Origin of the sequence: Janthinobacterium sp. 1_2014MBL_MicDiv (assembly GCF_001865675.1) — a bacterium.
Taxonomy (GTDB): Bacteria; Pseudomonadota; Gammaproteobacteria; order Burkholderiales; family Burkholderiaceae_D; genus Janthinobacterium.
In genome coordinates, this window is the sequence record NZ_CP011319.1 from 6,049,689 (window position 1) to 6,069,935 (window position 20,247).

The following is a 20,247-nucleotide window of genomic DNA, read 5'->3' on the forward strand; positions in this document are numbered from 1 at the left end:
CAACCTGAAACAGTTCAGGGCAAGGCGCAGCGCCGAAGGCCCTGCAACCGCCCGACAAGGCGTGGCAATGCCGCCATGGACTCCTGCAACCTGAAACAGTCCAGGGCAAGGCACAGCGCCGAAGGCCCTGCAACCGCCCGACAAGGCGTGGCAATGCCGCCATGGACTCCTGCAACCTGAAACAGTCCAGGGCAAGGCGCAGCGCCGAAGGCCCTGCAACCGCCCGACACGGCATGGCAACGCCGCCATGGACTCTGCAACCTGAAACAGTTCAGGGCAAGGCGCAGCGCCGAAGGCAGTGCAACTGCACGGCGAGGCACTGCAACGCGGCCATGGACTGTTTCAGCCGCTAGGCGTCGATGCGCATTTCATAACCGCCGTAGATCATGCGCTTGCCATCGAAAGGCAGCTTGGCCGGATCCATCATCTCGGCCAGGCGCGGGTCTTTCATGACCTTGTCGTTGATTTCATCGCGCTTGGCGCGCGACTCGTAAACGATCCAGGAAAACACCACCACTTCGCCATCCTGCAAATCCACCGCCTGTGGAAACGAAGTCCATTTGCCCGGCTTGACATCGTCGCCCACGCATTCGCGAAATTCCAGCGCGCCATATTCGCGCCAGACGGCGCCACAGGCGCGCGACATGGCCAGGTAAGCATCGAGCTTGGCTTGCGGTACGGGAACGACAAATCCATCGACATACGCCATGATGATCTCCTTGATGGTTGTTTTGACAAACGCGAACAACCAGCTTAGGACAATGATGGCAAGACGACAAGCGCAACATTAAAAAAAAGCAGGCGCCTGGCCTGCTTTTGTATCGGCGGCTTACAGCGCCAGCGCTTTTTCGACGGCGCCCACGAGCTTTTTATCGTCCGGCGCCACCTTGCTGGGGAAGCTTTCCACCACTTTGCCATGGCGGTCGATCAGGTACTTATGGAAATTCCAGGCCGGCGTCTTGCCCGTCTGCTTGATCAGGTCCACGTACAGCGGGTTCGGCGTCGGGCCGGACACCACCGATTTGGCGAACATGGGGAACTTCACGCCATAGGTGTTGTAGCAAAAATCGGCGATTTCCTTGCTGTTGCCCGGTTCCTGCTTGCCGAAATCGTTCGACGGGAAACCCAGCACGACCAGGCCCTTGCTGCCGTACTTCGCATACAGCGCCTCGAGTCCTTCGTATTGATTGGTAAAACCACAATAACTTGCCGTATTTACCACCAACACGACCTTGCCCGCATACTGGCACAGGTTTTGCGGCGCTTCATCCTGCAGGCGGTTGAACGTCTGCTTGAGGATGGCAGGGCAGGCCGCTGGCGCAGCGGCGCTCGCAGCGGTAGCCGCATCGGCAGCATGGGCCGGCATGGCCAGACTGGCACTGGCAGCGAGGGTGGTCAGCGCGAACAGCTGGGCAAGGGTCTTGGACATGAAGGGCACCATGGTGGTAAGAAAAAGAACCATTCTATGCCAAACGCCGCGCGCACGTATGAGACGAACAACAACAGCGATTCCTTGAGCGACATCAAGGCCAGCGCAGTACTTGCCCACGGCACAGCATTTTTACCTATGCTCGGCCTTTCCCATCCCTGTTTCATTGCCCTGTGGAGTAGCCATGCCCTTCCCGCAACTAGCGACACCAACCGGCGCCCTGCTGGCCGCCTGCCTGTTCACCTTCGCACCCGGCGGCGCGCATGCCGTCACCGCCACCAAGGCCAAGGCGCAGGCCGCCGCGACGGGCGACGCGCCCGCCCTGCCCGCCTACCAGGCCGACCTGAGCCAGACGACCGTTTCCGGCCTGTCCTCGGGCGCCTTCATGGCGGCGCAATTTGCCGTCGCCTATTCATCCACCGTGACCGGCGCCGGCATCATCGCGGGCGGCCCGTATTTCTGCTCGGGCCAGCCGGGCAGCTTCCCCTACATCCCCTACCTGACGAACGCCCTGGGCACCTGCATGAATCCGGATTCCGCGCACGTCGCGCCGCCCGTGGCCAGCGAATTGCTGCGCGCGGCGAACGATTTCGCGCGCGCCCGCCTGATCGACGATACGGCCAACCTGAAACGCCAGCGCGTGTATCTGTTCAGCGGAACGAAAGACCAGACCGTGACGCGGCCGGTGGTGGAGCAGGTGGGGAAATTCTATGAACTGGCGGGCACGCCGACGGCGCAAATCCGCTTCGTCGACACGGTCAATGCGGGCCATGCCATCATCACCGACAACAACCAGGACAAGGCCTGCGATGTGACGGCGTCGCCGTTCATCAACGACTGCGACTTCGTGCAGGCGCGCGACATCCTGCAGCACCTGTACCCGGACCTGCTGCCCTCGTCGACCACCCTGACGGGCAAGCTGATTTCCTTCAACCAGCGCAGCTTCATCCGGAACTCGTACTCGAGCATGAACAACACGGCCTATGCCTACATTCCGAAAGCGTGCGACAGCGAAAGCTGCCGCGTGCACGTGGTCTTCCACGGCTGCCTGCAAACGACGCAGGCGATCGGCAACCGGTTCTACACCAGCACCGGCTACAACCAGGTGGCCGACGCCAACAAGATCATCGTGCTGTATCCGCAGGCCGAACCGAGCCCCGTCTTCCCCTACAACCCGAAAGGCTGCTGGGATTTCTGGGGCTATACCAGCCTCAACCCCCTCGATCCGAATTTCTACACCCGCAGCGGCACGCAGATGGATGCGGTCAAGCGCATGCTGGACCGTCTGGGAGCGGCGCGCAACAGCCGTCAATAACGACCGTCGCGGATGCTGGCGCAAAGCGTGGCGCGCGGTGCCGGGGCTGTATCGCCATCCGGAAAGCGCGCCGCGCAGCAGCGTCAATCAAGCATCGATACCGCCCATGCAGATGTACTTGATGACCAGGTAGTCTTCGATACCGTAGGTCGACCCTTCGCGGCCCAGGCCCGATTGCTTGACGCCGCCGAAGGGCGCGATCTCGTTCGAGATCAGGCCCGTGTTGACGCCGACCATGCCTGTCTCCAGGCCTTCGGCCACGCGCCAGATGCGGCCGATGTCGCGCGAATAGAAGTAGGCGGCCAGGCCAAATTCCGTGTTGTTGGCCAGGGCCACGACTTCATCGTCCGTCTTGAAGCGGAACAGCGGCGCCAGCGGGCCGAAGGTTTCCTCGGTGGCCACGCGCATGTCGTTCGTCACGTCGGCGATGATGGTCGGCTCGAAGAAGCCATTGCCCAGCGCGTGACGCTTGCCGCCGGCCAGCAGGCGACCGCCCTTGGCCAGCGCGTCGGCCACGTGCTCTTCCACCTTGGCGACGGCCTTGCCATCGATCAGCGGACCTTGCGTGACGCCCGCCTCGATGCCGTTGCCGACCTTCAGCTTGGCCACGGCCGCCACCAGTTTTTCGGCGAACGCTTCATACACGCCGTCCTGCACGTACAGGCGGTTGGCGCAGACGCAGGTCTGGCCCGCGTTGCGGTATTTCGAGGCGATGGCGCCTTCCACGGCCGCATCGAGGTCGGCATCGTCGAAGACGATGAACGGCGCATTGCCGCCCAGTTCCAGCGACAGTTTCTTGATCGTCGGCGCGCATTGCTCGGCCAGCAGGCGGCCCACCTGGGTCGACCCCGTAAACGTCAGCTTGCGCACGATCGGATTCGACGTCATCTCGCCGCCGATGTCTTTCGGCGCGCCGGTGACGATGCTGAACACGCCCGCAGGCACGCCCGCGCGCTCGGCCAGCACGGCCAGCGCCAGCGCGGAAAACGGCGTCGCTTCGGCAGGTTTCAAGACCATCGGGCAGCCGGCGGCCAGGGCCGGGCCGACTTTGCGCGTAATCATGGCGGCGGGGAAATTCCACGGCGTGATGGCGGCGCACACGCCGATCGGTTCCTTGGTCACCACCAGGCGGCGGTCCGGCCATGGCGACTGCAGGGTATCACCGGAGACGCGCTTGCCCTCTTCGGCAAACCATTCGATGAACGAGGCGCCGAACTGCACCTCGCCCTTCGCCTCGGGCAGCGGCTTGCCCTGCTCGGTGGTCATGATGAGGGCCAGGTCGTCGGCGTTTTCCAGGATCAGGTCATGCCAGCGGCGCAGCACGGCCGCGCGCTCCTTGGCCGTCTTCTTGCGCCAGGCTGGCCAGGCGGCGTTGGCCGCTTCGATGGCGCGGCGCGTCTCGGCTGCGCCCATCAGGGGCACTGTGCCGATATGCTCGCCGGTGGCGGGATTGCTCACATTAATCGTCTGGCCAGCGTCGGCGTCAACCCAGGCTCCGTTCAAGTAAGCCTGGTGACGCAACAAGGTTGGATCTTTCAACTGCAGCATATGGATCTCCGGTCTGGTTTGAATTATCGACGGGGGATACTATGCCACAGCGCGGCCGATTTCGCAGGCGCGGCGCGGATTTACTCGACCTTGAAAGACGACAGCTTCGGGTCGGGCGGCGGATAGGCCAGCTTCATGCCCTGCAGGGTTTCCAGCAGCAACGAGGCCACCACCAGGTTGCGCTGGGTCTTGGAATTCGACGGCACCACATACCAGGGCGCATGGTCGGCATCGGTCTCGCGGATCGCCGTTTCATAGGCGCGCTGGTACGCATCCCACTTCTTGCGCTGGGCGATATCGTTGGGATCGAACTTCCACTGGCGGTCCGGATCGTCGAGCCTTTCCTGCAGCCGCCCGCGCTGCTCGTCCTTCGAGATATGCAGGAAGATCTTCAGGATGACGGTGCCCGTTTCGCTCAGCATGCGCTCGAAATCGCGGATCTGCGCATAGCGGCGCTGGCATTCGGCCTTGTCGATCATGTCCTGCACGCGCGTGATCAGCACATCCTCGTAGTGGCTGCGGTTGAAGATGGCAATCTCACCCTTCACCGGCACGTGCTGGTGCACGCGCCACAGGTAATCGTGCGCCAGTTCGATATCGGTCGGCCCCTTAAACGCCACGGCGCGGATGCCCATCGGGTTGATATTGCTGAAGATGGCCTTCACCGTGCCATCCTTGCCCGAGGTATCCATGCCCTGCAGGACCAGCAGCACTTTTTTCTTGTGCTGCGCGTACAGCATGCTCTGGCACTCGGCGATCTGCGCCGTCAGCGCCACGGTTTCCTCGCGATCGATGGCCTTGCACTGGGCTGGCGTCAGTTTTTTATTCGCCGCCTTGGTGGCGGCGCCCAGCAAGCGCTTGCCCGCAACATCCTCGTGCAGATCGAAGTCCTTGCCGGCACGGAACTGCGTGCGCGCCTTCATGCCGCCACCGCCAGCTTGCGGTGCTCAATTTTTGTGCAGCGGTCCATCACCACGTCCAGCCCCGCCGCGCGCGCCAGTTGGGCCGCCTGTTCGTTGACCACCTCCAGCTGCAGCCACAAACAGCCGGCCTTGACGGCGATGGCTTCCTCGGCGATGGGCAGAATATCTGCCGACTTGCGGAAGCAGTCGACGATATCGATGCGCGCCGGCGCCACGGCCGCTGCGGCCTCGGTCAGGGTAGCGTAGGCACGCTGGCCCAGCACCTGCTGGCCGGCGAGGGCCGGATTGACGGGCAGTACGCGGTAGCCGTGCCGCAGCAGATAATCGGCCACCTCGTGGCTGGCGCGTTCCGGCTTGTCGGACATGCCGACGATGGCGATGATGCGGCTGTCTTGCAGGATGCGGGCGATGTTGGACATATTTTTCTATGGTCAGGCGTGCGACATTGCCCGCCTAGCGTAGCAGATTCCCGGTCCGGCGGGAGCTAGCCTGAAGACCTAGGCGTACGCACGGCCGCCATCTTCGCCACGAAGGCTTGCGCGCGCGCCGTCACGGCCGCATAGTCGCCCGTGGCGCCCGGGCCACTCAGGCTGCTGCCGATGCCCACCGCCACGGCGCCGCTGGCAAACCAGTCGCCCAGGTTCTCCACGGTGACGCCGCCCGTCGGCATCAACGGCGCTTGCGGCAGCGGTGCGCGCAGGGCCCTGATGTAGGCGGGGCCGAACATCTCGGCGGGGAAGACCTTGACGATGTCGGCGCCCGCCTGCAGGGCCGTGACGATTTCCGTCGGCGTCATCGCGCCCGGCATGGCCAGCACCTGGTAGCGCTGGCACAGGCGTATGGTGTCCACGTTCACGCCGGGCGAGATGATGAACTGGGCGCCGGCCAGGATGGCCGCGCGCGCCGTCTCGGCGTCGAGCACGGTGCCCGCGCCCAGCAGCACCTCGTCTCCATGGCGTTCGCGCAGGGTGCGCAGCACGCCCAGGGTATCGGGCGTGGTAAACGCCACTTCCAATGCCGTGATGCCGCCGGCGATGCATGCCTCGGCAATCTGCAGCGCCGCATCGGGCGCACCGGCGCGCACGATGCCCACCATGCCCCGCTCGATGATGGCCTGGAAAACCGTATGCTTGTCCATGTCTCTCTCCTGTCAGGCCGGCAGCGCTGCAAAGCGCACTTCCGGCAGGCCGCGCACGCCAGGCTGGCGCGCATGGAACAAGCCGCCGGCCAGCGGTTCGCGCTGCAGCTGCTCCGGCGTCAGCGTTTCCTGCGCCGTCGTCACAAACAGCTCGTCATAGTCGGGACCGCCCAGGCTCACGCAACTGGGCTGCGACACGGGCAGGCTGACCTTGCGCTCGACGCTGCCGTCCGGCGCGAAGCGCAAGACCCTGCCCGCGCCCCACTGCGCGCTCCACAGGTGGTCGTGGGCATCGATGGTGGCGCCATCGGCCGCGCCGGGCCCCGGATCGAGCACGGCAAACACGCGCACCTGGCTGGCGTCGCCACCGAGGTAGTCATCCCAGCGATAGATCGCCTTCTTCATCGAATCGCAAAAATACATGGCCGTGCCATCGACGCTGAAGCAGATGCTGTTCGAAATGGCGATGCGCGGCAGCGGCAGCCGTTCCAGGGTCAGGTCCAGGTTGAGGCGGTAGAAGCTGGCGATGGCGTCGCGGCACGGGCGTTCATCCAGCGTGCCGAAGACAAAGCGTCCCTGGCGGTCGCAGCGGCCATCGTTCAGGCGCGTCATGGGCAAGTCCCCCTCCACCGTGTGCAAGGGCGTGACGGCCCCGCTACGCGCGTCAAACCACGCCAGACGCGAAGCCAGTCCCAGCAGCAGCACGTCGGCGCTGTCCGTCAGCGCGAAGCAGGCCAGGCGCTCGGGCATGTCCCAGCTCTGGCGCTCGCCCGTCGCCAGGTGCAGCGCATGCAGCCGGCAGCCTTCGATATTCGTCCAGAAAACGCGGCCGCTGCGCTCGCACCAGCGCACGCCCTCGCCGAGATAATCCTGTGCATCGACCAGCAATTGAGCCTGTGTCCCCATCATTTTTCCTTTAACTATGTATAACGCATGATGAAACCGTCGCGGGCGGAAGTCCGTTGTGGCCGAGACGCGCAACGGTGCTTAGCACGGGGCCGCCGAGGCAGCGAGCATCGAGGCCGCAAATGACGACGCGCAGCAGGTCTGATCGTGCGCTATCAATGCGATTCGCGTGGAACGGCAGAACCGCGGCAGCCGACGAGGAAATCCAGGTCCGCGCCTTCGTCGGCCTGCGTCACGTGCTTGATGTACATCGACTGGTAGCCGCCCTTCATGGCCGGCGCCGGCGCCCGCCATTGCGCGCGGCGGCGCGCCAGTTCGGCCTCGTCGACGTCCAGGTGCAGGCGCCGGCCTTCCACATCGAGTTCGATCATGTCGCCATCGCGCACCAGCGCCAGCGTCCCGCCCACGGCCGCTTCCGGCGCCACGTGCAGCACCACCGTGCCATACGCCGTGCCGCTCATGCGCGCATCCGAGATGCGCACCATGTCGCGCACGCCCTGCTCCAGCAGTTTTTTCGGCAATCCCATGTTGCCCACTTCCGCCATGCCCGGATAACCCTGCGGGCCGCAATTTTGCAGCACCATCACGCAATCCGCGTCGATGTCGAGGGTGGGATCGTCGATGCGCTGTTTATAGTGTTCGATGCTGTTGAAGACGATGGCGCGGCCACGGTGCTGCATCAGCGCGGGCGAGGCGGCAGACGGCTTGATGACGGCGCCGCGCGGCGCCAAATTGCCATGCAGGATGGCGATGCCGCCCTCTTCCTTGAACGGCTGCGCCAGCGGCGTGATCACGTGCGGATTGAAATTTTCCGCCTCGGCCACGTTGACGGCAATGGTAGCGCCCGTCACCGTCAGCGCCTCGCCATGCAGCTTGCCCAGCAAGTCGCGCATGATCACGGGCAGGCCGCCCGCATAGTAAAAATCCTCCATCAGGTACTGGCCCGACGGCATCAGGTTCAGCAGGCACGGGATGTCGCGTCCCAGGCGGTCCCAGTCGCCCAGCTGCATGTCCACGCCGATGCGTCCCGCGATGGCCAGCAGGTGGATCACTGCATTGGTCGAGCCGCCGATGGCGCCATTGACCATGATGGCGTTTTCAAACGCGGCGCGCGTGAGGATCTGCGACAGCTTCAGGTCTTCCGCGACCATGCCGACGATGCGCCGGCCCGTCAATTGGGCCTGCAGCCTGCGGCGCGCATCGACGGCGGGTATGGCCGCGTTGCCGGGCAGGGTCACGCCCAGCGCTTCGACCATGCTGGCCATGGTGGAAGCCGTGCCCATCGTCATGCAGTGGCCGGAAGAGCGCGACATGCACGACTCGGCCTCGCGGAACTGCGCCTGCGTCATGCGCCCGGCGCGCACGTCCTCGGAAAACTTCCACACGTCCGTGCCCGAGCCGATGGGCTGGCCACGGTAATTGCCGTTGAGCATGGGGCCGCCCGACAGCACGATGGTGGGCAAGTCGACGCTGGCCGCGCCCATCAGCAGCGCCGGCGTCGTCTTGTCGCAGCCCGTCAGCAGCACCACGCCGTCGATCGGGTTGGCGCGGATCGATTCTTCCACGTCCATGCTGGCCAGGTTACGGAACAGCATGGCCGTGGGACGCAGGTTCGATTCGCCCAGCGACATGACGGGAAACTCGACGGGAAAACCGCCCGCTTCCAGCACGCCTTTCTTGACCGCTTCGGCCAGGTCGCGGAAATGGCCATTGCAGGGCGTCAGCTCGGACCAGGTATTGCAGATGCCGATCACGGGCCGGCCATCGAAGGCGTCGCTCGGATAGCCCTGGTTCTTCATCCAGCTGCGGTGAATGAAACTGTCCTTGTCGTCGCCGCCAAACCACGCGTGCGAACGCAGCGGGCGCTTCGTTTTCAGCTCGCTCATGCGGCCTCCCACAGTGGAATCAAGCCGCGCGCGGCGGCGATCAGCAGAGCGCCATGGCCCGCCATGTTCGCTTGCTGCGCGTCGTCGACGACGATGCGCTTGCCATAAAAGAAGCCGTGTTCCTCGATCAGCAGGGTCAGCGCCTGGCGCAGCATCGGCTTGCCCGTGATGACGAGCGTGGTGTCCGGCCGCATCTGGATGGCCGTGCTGTTGCGCAGCGCCAGCAGGTCGCCGCTGAGCACGGCGCCCATCAGGAAATTGGCCCGTTCATTGCGTTCGACGGCGCTGAACTGGCCCAGGGTGCGCACGCTGAAACAGGCGCGCGCCAATCCCGTCTTCTGCGCCGCGACGGCGCCGGCCAGCACCATCTTCGGCACCAGCACGTCGGCAAATTCGCCGTCGAGCGACTGGCGGATCAGGGTGTGCTGCGAAATGGCTTGCAGCAGCTCGCCGGCAATCGTGGTGGCGCAGCCGAGGATGCGACCCTGCTCGTCCACGCTGACCAGTTTGGTATGCGAGCCGGGCATGATCAAGGTGGCGGCGCCGCGCAACTGCAACCGCTGCAGCAGGCCGACGACTTCCGTTTCCTCGCCGCGCATCATGTCCATCGCTTCGACGTTATGCAGGCCGATGGCGCCATGCTGGTTGCGCACGCCGGGGATCAGCCACAGGGGTTGCGCCAGCACGTCGGGCAGGTCGACCGCCTGCATGGCTTGCGCCAGCTGCGCCAGGCCGGCCGGCGCCGGCACATGCGGCACTTCCTGCACGCCCATCGGAGAGCTGATCATGCCTGACGCCAGCACCAGCTCCACGGCGGACGGCGCGATGCCGGCGCCGGCCAGCACGCTGGCCATGGTCTCGCGCAGCGCCTGTTTCAGCGCGCCGTTATGGCCGTCGATGGCCGTATTGCGCACGCCCGTTTCCTGCTGCGCCTGGGCGACGACAAGGCCGTCGCGCCATAGCAGGGTACGCGTATTGGTGGTGCCGGCATCGATGGTGACTATATTCATGGGCAGGTTCGCAGCGTCGGTAAAGGAAGAAAAAAGGGGGAAAAACTACCTCATGGTAGAACTGCCCCGCATATCTGACCAATCACTTATTTAACGCCATTGATATCGGTTCCGATATGTCAAAGGCGTCGATATCCTGTACCCCCAAACGGTAGAGCAAAGTGACCCGCGCCGCCCGACCCGGCTGCAGTTCCAGGTCTTGCGCGGCCAGGCAGATGCCGCGCGCGTCCGAGCGCAGCTGCAGGCCCGCTTGCGCGCTGGAATAACGCAGGACCCGGCCCGAGGCGGGGTCGGCGACGCGGGCGGCCTCCTGCAGCCGGCCGCCGCCCGCCAGGAAAAAGTCATGCCGGAAGCCCTCTTGCCCCGCCAGTGCCGGCCAGGCGAGGCGCGCGCCGAGCGGCGCGGGCTGGCGAAAGTCAAAGGCGCTGCCGGCCACGTCGTGCGGTCCGCCCTGCGCCGCGCCGCCTGGCCGGTAGCGGTCGGCGGCCAGGCGCAGCACATGGTCGCCCACGCCCGCGCCGCGCCCCTGCAGGTTGAACGACGGCGCCGGCAGGCCGATGCAAAAAACGCTGTCGGCCACGGCCTCGCATTCGATGCGCAGGCTGCCGTCGTCACTCAATTGATAGTGCAGGCGGACGTACAGCCCTTCGCGCGACAGGCGCAAGCGCAGGCTGGCGTCGGCAGCGTCCTCGCACTGCCAGCCCGCCTGCCGGTGCGCGGCGTGGGGCGAGACAGCCAGCACATCGGCCATGCGTCCATAGCGGTCCGGCGCCCACCAGGACTGCAGTCCGGCATCATGGCCGCTGACCGCCACGCGCATGCCGCGCCCATTGCGCAGGACGTGCGGCGCCGTCACGCCGCGGACTCGCAGGCAGGCGGGGGCCGGCTGCGCTGCTGGAATTCGCGCGGCGTGCAGCCGAGTTCGCGCTTGAAGACGGCATGCATGTACTGCACCGTCGTAAAGCCGCAGCGCACGGCCACCTCGGCCACCTGTCCCGGCTCGCGCGCCAGCAGGGTCTTGGCCGCATCGAGCTTGAAATGCAGGATTTCGTCATGCACGCTGCGTCCCAGCTCCTGCCGGAAGTGTGCTTCCAGCGACGAGCGCGATACGCCAACGTAATCGGCTACCTGCTCCGTCTTGATACCCTGGCAGGCGTACTGGCGGATGAAATGGCGCGCCTGCATCACCTGCGGGTGCTGGAAAGGCTGGTGGCGCGTCGACGCCAGCACGTTCAGGCCGGCCGGCGGCACGAGGATGCGCGTGCCGGACAGGCGCATGCCATTGAGCATCTGGTGCAGCAGGTGCGCCGCCGTGCGGCCCATTTCCTCCGTGCCCTGGATCACGGAACTGAGGGGGATGCGCGTGAGCATGCGCGCCAGCGGATCGTTGTCGATGCCGATCAGCGCCACCTGCTCGGGCACGGCGATCCCCGCATGCATGCAGGCCTGCAGCAGTTGGCGCGCACGCGCATCGCTGACGGCGATGATGCCAACGGGCTTTTCCAGGCTGTTCAACCAGGCGATCAGCTGCTCCACCGCCTCGTTCCACGAGGGCGCGCTGGTGGCCAGGCCACGGTACACGTCGGCGCGCATGTGGTCGCGCTGCATCAGCGCGCAAAACGCCGTTTCTCGCTCTTGCGCCCAGCGGTTGACGTCCGCCTCGGGCAGGCTGAAACAGGCGAAGCGCGTCAGTCCCGCTTCGACCAGGTGGTCGTAGGCCAGCTTGACGATTTTCAGGTTGTCGGTCGCCACGTACGGGATGCCGACCGGGTAGTCTTCCTCGCGCGCATACGAGCTGCCGACGGCCACCACGGGCACATTGCTGTGCGCCAGCGCCGCGCAGACGGCGGGATCGTCGAAGTCGGCGATGATGCCGTCGCCCTGCCAGTGCTCGATGCCGGGCAGGCGGCAGCGGAAATCCTCTTCCAGGAACAGGTCCCAGGACACGCGCGTGGTATTCAGGTAGGCGGCGATGCCCGCGATGATGTCGCGGTCATAGATTTTATTACCGTTAAACAGCAGCGCGATCCGGTGCGCGGTCGGCATCTTCATGTTGGTGTCTCCTGCATGTGGCAGCCGGAACGTATCTTCGTCCCTGGCCGCGCGGCGTAGTCTGGCCTTTCGGGGTTTCCCCTTAGCGGCGTCCGGCACGCGTGCTGACGTCGACCCACACGGCCAGGGTGAGGATACTGCCTTTCACGATCATCTGCCAGTAGGTGTCCACGTCCAGCATGGACATGCCGTTATCGAGGCTGGCCATCACCAGGGCGCCGATCAGGGCGCCGTACACCGTGCCCGAGCCGCCGCGCATCGAAGTGCCGCCGATGAAGCAGGCGGCGATGGCATCGAGTTCGCTGAAGGTGCCGGCCGAGGGCGAGCCGGCCGCCAGGCGGCCCGTGTTGATCAGGCCCGCCAGTGCGCACATCAGCCCCATGATGCCGAAGATCCACAGCTTGACGGCCTTCACATTGATGCCGGACAGGCGCGTCGCCTCCATATTGCTGCCCACGGCGTAGATGCGGCGGCCGAACACGGTCTGGCTGGTGATGTAGCTGAACAGGCCCAGCAGCGCCAGCAACAGCAGCACCGGCAGCGGGATGCCCTCGTAGCCATTCAGGGTCTGCACGAAGGCGTACAGCACAGCGCCGATGACGGCCAGGCGCAGGCCGTCCATCCACGCCGCCGTCTGCGGCAAGCCATGCCGCGCGCGGCCGGCGCGCGCGCGCCACGTCAGGAAGGCGGCCAGCAGAAACAGGCCGATGCCGAGCGCGATGCCGGGCACCACGGGCAGGTAGCCCTGTCCCAGGTACACCAATGGTTCGGAGACGGGCGCGATCGTGATGCCACCCGTGATGCCGAGCAGGATGCCGCGATACGCGAGCATGCCGCCCAGGCCGACGATGAAGGACGGAATGCCGCGGTACGCCGTCAGATAGCCGTTGAGCAGGCCAATCACCAGGCCGCAGCCGAGAACCGCCGCCAGGTTCAGCGCCAGCGGCCAGTGCTGCGTCACGTCCAGCACGGCGGCGATGCCGCCCAACAGCCCCAGCAGGGAGCCGATCGACAGGTCGATCTCGCCGGCGATAATCACCAGCACCATGCCACAGGCGAGGATGCCGGTGACGGACATCTGGCGCAGCAGGTTCGACAGGTTGCGCGGCGTGAGGAAACTGCCCTCCGTCTTCCACGAAAAGAAGGCCCAGATCAGGGCGACCGCGATCAGCAGGGCCAGCATCTTGTATTGGGTGAACAGCTGTTTGATACTGTGCGGTTTCATGCGGCAGATTCCTTGTGGTCGGTATTGGCGCCTGGCGCCGGACGCTGGTCCAGCGCCGCTGCCAGCACGGTTTCCTGGCTCAGGCCCTCGTTGATAAAGTCGCCGCGCAACCGGCCTTCGCCCATCACCAGCACGCGGTCGGACACGCCCAGCACTTCGGCCAGCTCCGACGAGACCATGATGATGGCCACGCCCTGGTCGGCCAGCGCCAGCATCAATTTGTAGATTTCATATTTGGCGCCCACGTCGACGCCGCGCGTGGGCTCGTCGAGGATCAGCACGCGCGGACGCGTCAGCAGCATCTTCGCCAGCACGGCCTTTTGCTGGTTGCCGCCCGACAGGCTCGTAATGGGCAGCGACGGGCTGGCCGCCTTCAGTTCCAGCTGCGCGATCTCGCCGCGCACGGCCGCCAGTTCCGCCTCGCCGTCGATGCGCGTGGCGCGCGCGAATTCCTCCAGCACGGCCAGGGTGATGTTCTGCCCCACGTCGAGATCGGGCACGATGCCGTGGTGCTTGCGGTCTTCCGGCACCATGGCCAGTCCCATGGCGATGGCCTTTTGCGGCGAGCTGGTGTCGATACGACGCCCGTCCAGCCACACTTCGGCCTGGCAAGGCCCCTGGTAGGCGCCGAACAGGGCCGACACGAGTTCCGTGCGCCCCGCCCCCACCAGCCCGGCGATGCCGAGGATTTCGCCACGGCGCAGGCTGAACGAGACATCGTCGACGCGCTTGCGCTGCGGATTATCGGCATCGATGCAGCTCACGTGGCGCGCCTCGAACAGCACCTCGCCAATCGCCGCCTTTTTCTCCGCCGAGCGCTGCGGATACAGCTGGCTCATTTCGCGGCCCACCATCTGCGCGATGATGCGCTCCACATTCATCTGCGCCATGGGCGTGGTGGCGATATGCTTGCCGTCGCGGATGACGACGATGGTGTCGCAGATGGCCGCCACTTCATCGAGCTTGTGCGAAATGTAGATGCAGGTGACGCCCTTGGCTTTCAGGGCACGCAGGATATCGAGCAGCACGGCGATTTCCGAGGCCGTCAGCGACGACGATGGCTCGTCGAGGATCAGCAGTCGTGCATTCTTGTTGAGCGCCTTGGCGATCTCCACCAGCTGCTGGTGGCCGCCGCCGTAATTCATCACGGGCAGCGCCACGTTCAGTTCGGGAATCTTCAGTTCGCGCAGTAGTTCGTCGGCGCGCTGGTACATGGCCGCATAGTGCATGCGCCCGCCGGGCAGGGTGATCTCGCGGCCCATGAAGATATTCTCGGCTACCGACAGCTGCGGCACCAGCATCAATTCCTGGTGGATGATGATGATGCCGGCGCTTTCCGTGTCGCGGATCGATCCGGCGCGCAGCGGCTGGCCATCCCACAGGATCTCGCCATCCCAGCTGCCATGCGGATAGACGCCGGACAGCACCTTCATCAGGGTCGACTTGCCGGCGCCATTCTCGCCGCACAGGCCGATGCATTCGCCGGCCCGCACCTGCAGGTCGATGCCGTCGAGCGCGCGGACACCGCCAAACTGTTTGACGATGCCTTTCATTTCAAGCAGATAGTCGGACATGCTCACTCTCGTTGCGGATACGGGGGGAAATGCCGGATTACGCTACGCTAATCCGACCTACGGCCGATATACGGGCTGACGTAGGTCGGGTTAGCGCGCAGCGCGTCACCGGACATTGCGCGGCGAATCAGTTACCCAGCTGCGCCTTGGTATAGAAGCCGTCATCGACGAGAATGTTTACGTTCGCCTTGGTCAGCGGCGTCGGTTTCAGCAGCACGGTGCTGACTTTTTTCAGGCCGTTGTCATAGCTCGAGTTGTAGGCCGGCTTTTCATTGCGCGCCAGTTGCACGGCCAGCCTGGCCGCTTCGGCGGCGATGGTTTTCAGCGGCTTGTAGACGGTCATCGCCTGCGTGCCGGCGATGACGCGTTTCACCGCCGCCAGGTCGGCATCCTGGCCCGAAACCGGTACCTTGCCGGCCAGTTTTTGCGCGGCCAGCGCCTGGATGGCGCCGCCGGCCGTGCCGTCGTTCGAGGCGACGATGGCGTCGATCTTGTTGTTATTGGCCGTCAGCGCGTTTTCCACGATGGACAGCGCTTCCGACGCGCTCCAGTCCTTCACCCACTGCTGGCCGACGACCTTGATGTCGCCCTTGTCGATATACGGCTTCAAGACCTTCAGCTGGCCTTCGCGCAGCATCTTGGCATTGTTGTCCGTCGGCGCGCCGCCCAGCAGGTAGTAATTGCCCTTCGGCTGCAGCTTGACGACGCCCTCGGCCTGCATTTCGCCCACTTTCTCGTTATCGAACGAGATGTACGCGTCGATATCGGCGTTCAGGATCAGGCGGTCATACGACAGCACCTTGATGCCGGCCTTCTTTGCTTCCTTGACGGTGTTGTTGAGGACCGTGGCGTTGAACGGCACGATCACCAGCACGTCCACGCCGCGCGAAATCAGGTTTTCGATCTGCGAAATCTGGCGCTGCTCGCTGGCGTCGGCCGACTGCACGAAGACCTTGGCGCCCTGCTTTTCGGCGGCGGCGATGAAGAAATCGCGGTCGCGCGTCCAGCGCTCAACGCGCAAATCGTCGATGGAAAAGCCGATCTTCGGGTTTTTCGCATCGGCCAGGGCGGCGCTGCTGCTCAACGCCAGCATGGCGGTCATGATGGCTGCACTGATGATCTTGTTCATTACGTGTCTCCTTGTTGGATTTTTTAACTACGTTTTTTTAACTGCGGGGTACAACGAACAACAAATAAACTAGTGATTGTGGCGTGGCAGCGTCTGCCCCACGGCGCGGTATTTCAGCGCCAGCTCCATGCAGGCCCCCGTTTCCAGCTGGCCCACGCTGGCGCGGTAGAGCTCCTGCCACGGCGTGGCGCTGTCGTTGATCGGCGGCAGCAGCTCCTGGGCGCGGCGCGCCAGCTCAACGCTGTCGACCAGCATGTCGCAGCGGCCCGCAGTCAAATCGACGCGGATGATGTCGCCCGTGCGCAGCAGCGCCAGGCCACCGCCCACCGCGCTTTCCGGCGAGGCGTTCAGGATCGAGGGGCTGTCCGAAGTACCCGACTGGCGCCCGTCGCCGAGGGTCGGCAAATTCAGGATGCCCGCCTTGAGCAGCGCGTCTGGCGGCTGCATGTTGACCACTTCGGCCGAGCCGGGCCAACCGACAGGACCGGCACCGCGCATGACCAGCATGCAGCCGTCGTCGATGGCGAGAGCCGGATCGTTGATGCGCGCGTGATAGTCGGCCGAACCGTCGAAGACGATGGCGCGCGCCTCGAACACGCCTTCGCTGCCGGCACGCGACAGGTAACGCTCGCGGAACTGCGGCGAGATCACGCTGGTCTTCATGATGGCGAAATCGAACAGGTTGCCCCGCAGCGCCATGAAACCGGCCTTGTCCTTCAGCGGGGCGGCAAACGGGCGGATCATCTCGCGGTCCGCGCTTTCGCGCCCGGCCAGGTTGGCCGCCATGCTCTGCCCCGTGACAGTGGGACGCTCGGCGTGCAGCAAACCCGCCTGGAGCAGCTCCCACATCACGGCAGGCACGCCGCCGGCGCGGTGGAAGCGTTCGCCCAGGTATTTCCCCGCAGGCTGCATGTTCAGCAGCAGCGGCACGTCGTAGCCATGTTCCATCCAGTCGCTCGAATGCAGTTCCACGCCGGCGTGGCGGGCCATGGCCATCAGGTGCGGCTGGGCGTTGGTGGAGCCGCCAATGGCGGCGTTGACGATGATCGCGTCCAAAAACGCTGCACGCGTGAGGATGCTCGACGGGCGCACGTCGTCATGCGCCATGCCGACGATGCGGCGCCCCGTTTCATAGGCGATCTGGCCCCGTTCGCGGTACGGCGCGGGGATGGCCGAACAACCTGTCAGCGACATGCCCAGGGCCTCGGCCAGCGCATTCATGGTCGATGCCGTGCCCATGGTGTTGCAGTGACCGGCCGATGGCGCCGAGGCCGCGGCGATCTGCAGGAATTTGTCATTGTCGATCAAGCCCGCAGAGAGCTGGCGGCGGCCCTTCCAGATGGCGGCGCCCGATCCCACCAGTTCGCCGTCCATCCAGCCATCGAGCATGGGACCGCCCGACAGCACGATGGCGGGGATGTCCACCGTGGCGGCGGCCATCAGCTGGGCCGGCGTCGTCTTGTCGCAGCCCGTCGTCAGCACCACGGCGTCGATCGGATAGCCGTGCAGGATTTCCACCAGGCCCAGGTACGCCAGGTTGCGGTCCAGCGCGGCCGTGGGACGGCGGCAGTTTTCGAAGATCGGGTGCAGCGGGAATTCCATCGGGATGCCGCCCGCGTCGCGGATGCCGTCGCGCACGCGCTGCGACAGCTCCAGGTGTATGCGGTTGCAGGGGCTGATATCGCTGCCGCTTTGCGCGATGCCGATGATGGGCCGGCCCGAACGCAGCTCCTCGGCCGTGATGCCGTAGTTCATGAAGCGCTCGAGGTACAGCGCCGTCATGTCGATGTGGTCGGGATTGTCGAACCAGTCCTGCGAACGGAAGCGCCGCGCCTGGCGATGGCTGGAGGTACTCATGCGCCGTACCAGCCCGCATCGACATAGTATTCGCGCCCCGCGCACTTGGCGGCGTTATCCGAAGCCAGGAACAGTGCCAGCGCCGCCACGTCGTGCGGCTCGACGCGCGCCTGCAGGCACTGCCCCTGCAGGATCACGGCTTCCGCTTCCGGCGTGTGCCAGAGCTTTTCCTGGCGCGGCGTGCGCACGGCGCCGGGAATGATGCAGTTGACGCGGATGCCGTGCACGCCCAGGTCACGTGCCAGGCCGCGCGTCAAGCCTTCGATGCCGGCTTTCGCCGTCATGTAGATCGACAGGTTCGCCTGCGCCAGGTGCCAGGAAATCGAGCCCAGGTTCAGGATCACGCCGCTGCCCTTGGCGCGCATGGCAGGCGCCACCGCCTGCGCGCAGAAATACTGGTGGCGCAGGTTGACGGCGATGCGCTCGTCCCAGTAGGCGGGCGTGACGTCCTGCAGTTGGTGGCGGTCGTCATTGGCCGCGTTGTTGATGAGGATATCGGTGGCGCCGCTGGCGTGTTCGATCTCGGCGAAGGTGGCGGCCAGCGCCCCCAGGTCCGTCAGGTCGCAGTAGCGGAAGCGCGGCGGATGCGGCAGGTGCGCCAGTTTTTCTTCCAGCGCGCGCGAAGGTTCGCTGGCGATGTCGAGAAAGGTGACATGGGCGCCCTGGCGCGCGAACGCTTCGACGATGGCCACGCCGATGCCGGTGCCGCCGCCCGTGATGACGACGCGCTGCCTGGCCAGGCTGGGATAGGTTGCATGCTGCATGGTGTCTCTCGTTATAAGAAATGGGAAATCAGGCAAGGCCGCGTTGGGCCAGGCTCTGGTACAGCGCGCGCACGCCAAACGTCCAGGGGGGAATGGCGTCGCAGCGCTGCACTTCGTTGACCAGCGCGCCGAGCGAGGCGCTGGCGATGGTGACCCTGTCGCCCAGGTGGTGCGTGAAGCCGCCGCCCTGCACGTCGCGGTCCTGCACGGGCGAGAACATGGTGCCCAAAAACAGCATGAAGCCGTCCGGATACTGGTGATACTGGCCCGCCGTCTGGCGTACCAGGTCCAGCGGGTCGCGGCTGATCTCGCGCATGAAGCTGGCGCCTTCGAGTACAAAGCCGTCGTCCGCGCCCTCGATCAGCAACGACACTTCCGCCTGGCGCACGGTATCGAGCGTGAAGCCTTCGTCGAACAGGCGAATGAAGGGGCCGATGGCGCAGGAACCGTTGTTATCCTTGGCCTTGCCCAGCAGGAGCGCGCTGCGCCCTTCGATATCGCGCAGGTTGACGTCGTTGCCCAAGGTCGCTCCCAGCACCTGGCCGCGGCTGTTGACGGCCAGGACGATCTCCGGCTCCGGATTGTTCCAGGCGGACGACGGCAGCAAGCCCACCTGCGCGCCGCAGCCGACGGACGACATGGCTTGCGCCTTGGTGAATACCTCCGCATCGGGGCCGATGCCCACTTCCATGTATTGCGACCACGCGCCGCGCTGCTGCAATTGCTGCTTCAATCGCTGCGCCGCCTCCGAACCGGGACGCAGCGCGGACAGGTCGCTGCCCAGGGTGGCTTGCAGCGCCGTGCGCAGGCTGGCGGCACGCGCCGCATCGCCGCCTGCCTGTTCTTCGATCACGCGCTCGAGCAGGCTGACGGCGAACGTCACGCCGCAGGCCTTGACGGCTTGCAGGTCGCATGGCGCCAGCAGCAGCGGCTGCGCACCAGGGGCCACCCGCAGCGCCTGTTCCAGCAAATCCTGCACGGGGCCGAGCGCGATACCGGGTGCATGGCGGGCGATGTCGAGCGCATCGTCGCGCTCGAACAGCCCGGCCACCGTTGCCGCCGTTGGCGTGATGTCGACCACCTCGCCGCCGCGCACGGCAACGACGCAGGGACCATCGCGCCAGATGCGGCCGATCAGGGTGGCTTGCGCAAGGTCGGCAGGCAGCAGGGAGGCGGGGGAAATCGGCAGCATGGCAGCTTTCAAAAAATCGTCATCAGAGGGCTGGGCGTCAAGTCCGGACCGATTCTGCGCGCCGGCATGGGCCACCGCAATTACGAAAATCACCAAATTGCATGATGATTATTGGTATTGCGACGCAGCAAAAATAACCCCGGCAGGCGCGCATTTACCTGCTGTTTTTCGCCGCCGGGGCGGGAGGAATGGCGCAGCGCATCAATCGTCGCCGCGATATCGTTTTGGATATCGGCAACACGAAAAAAGTGATTGGTGGGGCAGGTATGGACAAACTAGTATCAGCCGTGGCCTGCTTT

General features: G+C 65.2%; 18 protein-coding genes. 1 reads left to right on the forward strand and 17 read right to left on the reverse strand.

Translation table 11 applies throughout. The features are described from left to right. Positions 1-349: 349 nt before the first annotated feature. Both YQ44_RS26260 and YQ44_RS26265 read right to left on the reverse strand, forming a co-directional pair. A complete protein-coding gene (locus YQ44_RS26260) occupies positions 350-709 on the reverse strand; it encodes a DUF1428 domain-containing protein (protein ID WP_071326769.1) in 360 nt (119 codons plus the stop codon). Between the two features lie 120 nt (positions 710-829). Next, on the reverse strand, positions 830-1,429 hold the full coding sequence (locus tag YQ44_RS26265; protein ID WP_071326770.1) for a glutathione peroxidase: 600 nt from the start codon (positions 1,427-1,429) through the stop codon (positions 830-832). A gap of 184 nt (positions 1,430-1,613) precedes the next feature. Here YQ44_RS26265 and YQ44_RS26270 point away from each other — a divergent pair, with 184 nt between their 5' ends. After that, positions 1,614-2,744: an extracellular catalytic domain type 2 short-chain-length polyhydroxyalkanoate depolymerase gene (locus YQ44_RS26270; protein WP_071325878.1), complete on the forward strand. Its 1,131-nt coding sequence runs from the start codon at positions 1,614-1,616 to the stop codon at positions 2,742-2,744. A gap of 87 nt (positions 2,745-2,831) precedes the next feature. Here the strand turns inward: YQ44_RS26270 and gabD are convergent, their stop codons facing one another. The 15 genes from gabD to YQ44_RS26345 all read right to left on the reverse strand — a co-directional run bounded on the left by gabD (position 2,832) and on the right by YQ44_RS26345 (position 19,948). After that, on the reverse strand, positions 2,832-4,292 hold the full coding sequence (gabD, locus tag YQ44_RS26275) for an NADP-dependent succinate-semialdehyde dehydrogenase (protein WP_071325879.1): 1,461 nt from the start codon (positions 4,290-4,292) through the stop codon (positions 2,832-2,834). An 80-nt stretch (positions 4,293-4,372) separates the two neighbouring features. Further along, positions 4,373-5,215 (reverse strand): PPK2 family polyphosphate kinase, encoded by an 843-nt coding sequence (locus YQ44_RS26280; protein ID WP_156894982.1) that lies wholly within the window; start codon positions 5,213-5,215, stop codon positions 4,373-4,375. Continuing rightward, positions 5,212-5,634, reverse strand: coding sequence for a CoA-binding protein (locus YQ44_RS26285; protein ID WP_071325880.1), 423 nt, complete (start codon positions 5,632-5,634; stop codon positions 5,212-5,214). Before YQ44_RS26285 ends, YQ44_RS26280 begins: the two co-directional genes overlap by 4 nt. 65 nt (positions 5,635-5,699) lie before the next feature. Beyond that, positions 5,700-6,353 carry a bifunctional 2-keto-4-hydroxyglutarate aldolase/2-keto-3-deoxy-6-phosphogluconate aldolase gene (locus YQ44_RS26290; protein ID WP_071325881.1) on the reverse strand — a complete coding sequence of 218 codons (654 nt, stop codon included), beginning with the start codon at positions 6,351-6,353 and terminating at the stop codon, positions 5,700-5,702. 12 nt (positions 6,354-6,365) lie between these two features. Continuing rightward, positions 6,366-7,259, reverse strand: a complete 894-nt coding sequence (locus tag YQ44_RS26295; protein ID WP_071325882.1) for an SMP-30/gluconolactonase/LRE family protein — start codon at positions 7,257-7,259, stop codon at positions 6,366-6,368. 155 nt (positions 7,260-7,414) lie between these two features. After that, entirely contained in the window at positions 7,415-9,145 is a 1,731-nt protein-coding gene (gene araD / locus YQ44_RS26300; protein ID WP_071325883.1) for an L-arabinonate dehydratase, read from the reverse strand. Then, positions 9,142-10,155 (reverse strand): 2-dehydro-3-deoxygalactonokinase, encoded by a 1,014-nt coding sequence (locus YQ44_RS26305; RefSeq protein WP_071325884.1) that lies wholly within the window; start codon positions 10,153-10,155, stop codon positions 9,142-9,144. The genes araD and YQ44_RS26305 overlap by 4 nt, the downstream gene beginning before the upstream one ends. A gap of 82 nt (positions 10,156-10,237) precedes the next feature. Next, positions 10,238-11,011, reverse strand: a complete 774-nt coding sequence (locus YQ44_RS26310; RefSeq protein ID WP_071325885.1) for an aldose epimerase family protein — start codon at positions 11,009-11,011, stop codon at positions 10,238-10,240. Further along, on the reverse strand, positions 11,008-12,207 hold the full coding sequence (locus YQ44_RS26315) for a XylR family transcriptional regulator (protein ID WP_071325886.1): 1,200 nt from the start codon (positions 12,205-12,207) through the stop codon (positions 11,008-11,010). The genes YQ44_RS26310 and YQ44_RS26315 overlap by 4 nt, the downstream gene beginning before the upstream one ends. An 82-nt stretch (positions 12,208-12,289) precedes the next feature. After that, positions 12,290-13,432 (reverse strand): sugar ABC transporter permease, encoded by a 1,143-nt coding sequence (locus tag YQ44_RS26320; protein ID WP_071325887.1) that lies wholly within the window; start codon positions 13,430-13,432, stop codon positions 12,290-12,292. Beyond that, the gene (gene xylG / locus YQ44_RS26325) at positions 13,429-15,006 is read right to left on the reverse strand and encodes a D-xylose ABC transporter ATP-binding protein (RefSeq protein ID WP_071325888.1); all 1,578 of its coding nucleotides are present in this window, start codon (positions 15,004-15,006) and stop codon (positions 13,429-13,431) included. The genes YQ44_RS26320 and xylG overlap by 4 nt, the downstream gene beginning before the upstream one ends. 127 nt (positions 15,007-15,133) lie before the next feature. Beyond that, positions 15,134-16,108, reverse strand: a complete 975-nt coding sequence (xylF, locus tag YQ44_RS26330; RefSeq protein WP_156895075.1) for a D-xylose ABC transporter substrate-binding protein — start codon at positions 16,106-16,108, stop codon at positions 15,134-15,136. Positions 16,109-16,204: 96 nt separating this feature from the next. Next, the gene (locus YQ44_RS26335; protein WP_071325890.1) at positions 16,205-17,992 is read right to left on the reverse strand and encodes an IlvD/Edd family dehydratase; all 1,788 of its coding nucleotides are present in this window, start codon (positions 17,990-17,992) and stop codon (positions 16,205-16,207) included. Further along, complete coding sequence (locus tag YQ44_RS26340) at positions 17,989-18,756, reverse strand: SDR family NAD(P)-dependent oxidoreductase (protein ID WP_071325891.1); 768 nt, start codon at positions 18,754-18,756, stop codon at positions 17,989-17,991. Before YQ44_RS26340 ends, YQ44_RS26335 begins: the two co-directional genes overlap by 4 nt. A gap of 28 nt (positions 18,757-18,784) precedes the next feature. Then, positions 18,785-19,948, reverse strand: coding sequence for a fumarylacetoacetate hydrolase family protein (locus YQ44_RS26345; RefSeq protein ID WP_071325892.1), 1,164 nt, complete (start codon positions 19,946-19,948; stop codon positions 18,785-18,787). Positions 19,949-20,247 lie beyond the last annotated feature (299 nt).

Coding starts and splice junctions, on each gene's coding strand:
- YQ44_RS26285 (WP_071325880.1), bottom strand. CDS start 5,634: ATGTCCAACATCGCCCGCATCCTGCAAGACAGCCGCATCATCGCCATC.
- araD (WP_071325883.1), bottom strand. CDS start 9,145: ATGAGCGAGCTGAAAACGAAGCGCCCGCTGCGTTCGCACGCGTGGTTT.
- YQ44_RS26270 (WP_071325878.1), top strand. CDS start 1,614: ATGCCCTTCCCGCAACTAGCGACACCAACCGGCGCCCTGCTGGCCGCC.
- YQ44_RS26280 (WP_156894982.1), bottom strand. CDS start 5,215: ATGAAGGCGCGCACGCAGTTCCGTGCCGGCAAGGACTTCGATCTGCAC.
- YQ44_RS26305 (WP_071325884.1), bottom strand. CDS start 10,155: ATGAATATAGTCACCATCGATGCCGGCACCACCAATACGCGTACCCTG.
- YQ44_RS26265 (WP_071326770.1), bottom strand. CDS start 1,429: ATGTCCAAGACCCTTGCCCAGCTGTTCGCGCTGACCACCCTCGCTGCC.
- YQ44_RS26290 (WP_071325881.1), bottom strand. CDS start 6,353: ATGGACAAGCATACGGTTTTCCAGGCCATCATCGAGCGGGGCATGGTG.
- YQ44_RS26315 (WP_071325886.1), bottom strand. CDS start 12,207: ATGAAGATGCCGACCGCGCACCGGATCGCGCTGCTGTTTAACGGTAAT.
- xylG (WP_071325888.1), bottom strand. CDS start 15,006: ATGTCCGACTATCTGCTTGAAATGAAAGGCATCGTCAAACAGTTTGGC.
- YQ44_RS26320 (WP_071325887.1), bottom strand. CDS start 13,432: ATGAAACCGCACAGTATCAAACAGCTGTTCACCCAATACAAGATGCTG.
- YQ44_RS26335 (WP_071325890.1), bottom strand. CDS start 17,992: ATGAGTACCTCCAGCCATCGCCAGGCGCGGCGCTTCCGTTCGCAGGAC.
- gabD (WP_071325879.1), bottom strand. CDS start 4,292: ATGCTGCAGTTGAAAGATCCAACCTTGTTGCGTCACCAGGCTTACTTG.
- YQ44_RS26340 (WP_071325891.1), bottom strand. CDS start 18,756: ATGCAGCATGCAACCTATCCCAGCCTGGCCAGGCAGCGCGTCGTCATC.
- xylF (WP_156895075.1), bottom strand. CDS start 16,108: ATGACCGCCATGCTGGCGTTGAGCAGCAGCGCCGCCCTGGCCGATGCG.
- YQ44_RS26260 (WP_071326769.1), bottom strand. CDS start 709: ATGGCGTATGTCGATGGATTTGTCGTTCCCGTACCGCAAGCCAAGCTC.
- YQ44_RS26345 (WP_071325892.1), bottom strand. CDS start 19,948: ATGCTGCCGATTTCCCCCGCCTCCCTGCTGCCTGCCGACCTTGCGCAA.
- YQ44_RS26295 (WP_071325882.1), bottom strand. CDS start 7,259: ATGGGGACACAGGCTCAATTGCTGGTCGATGCACAGGATTATCTCGGC.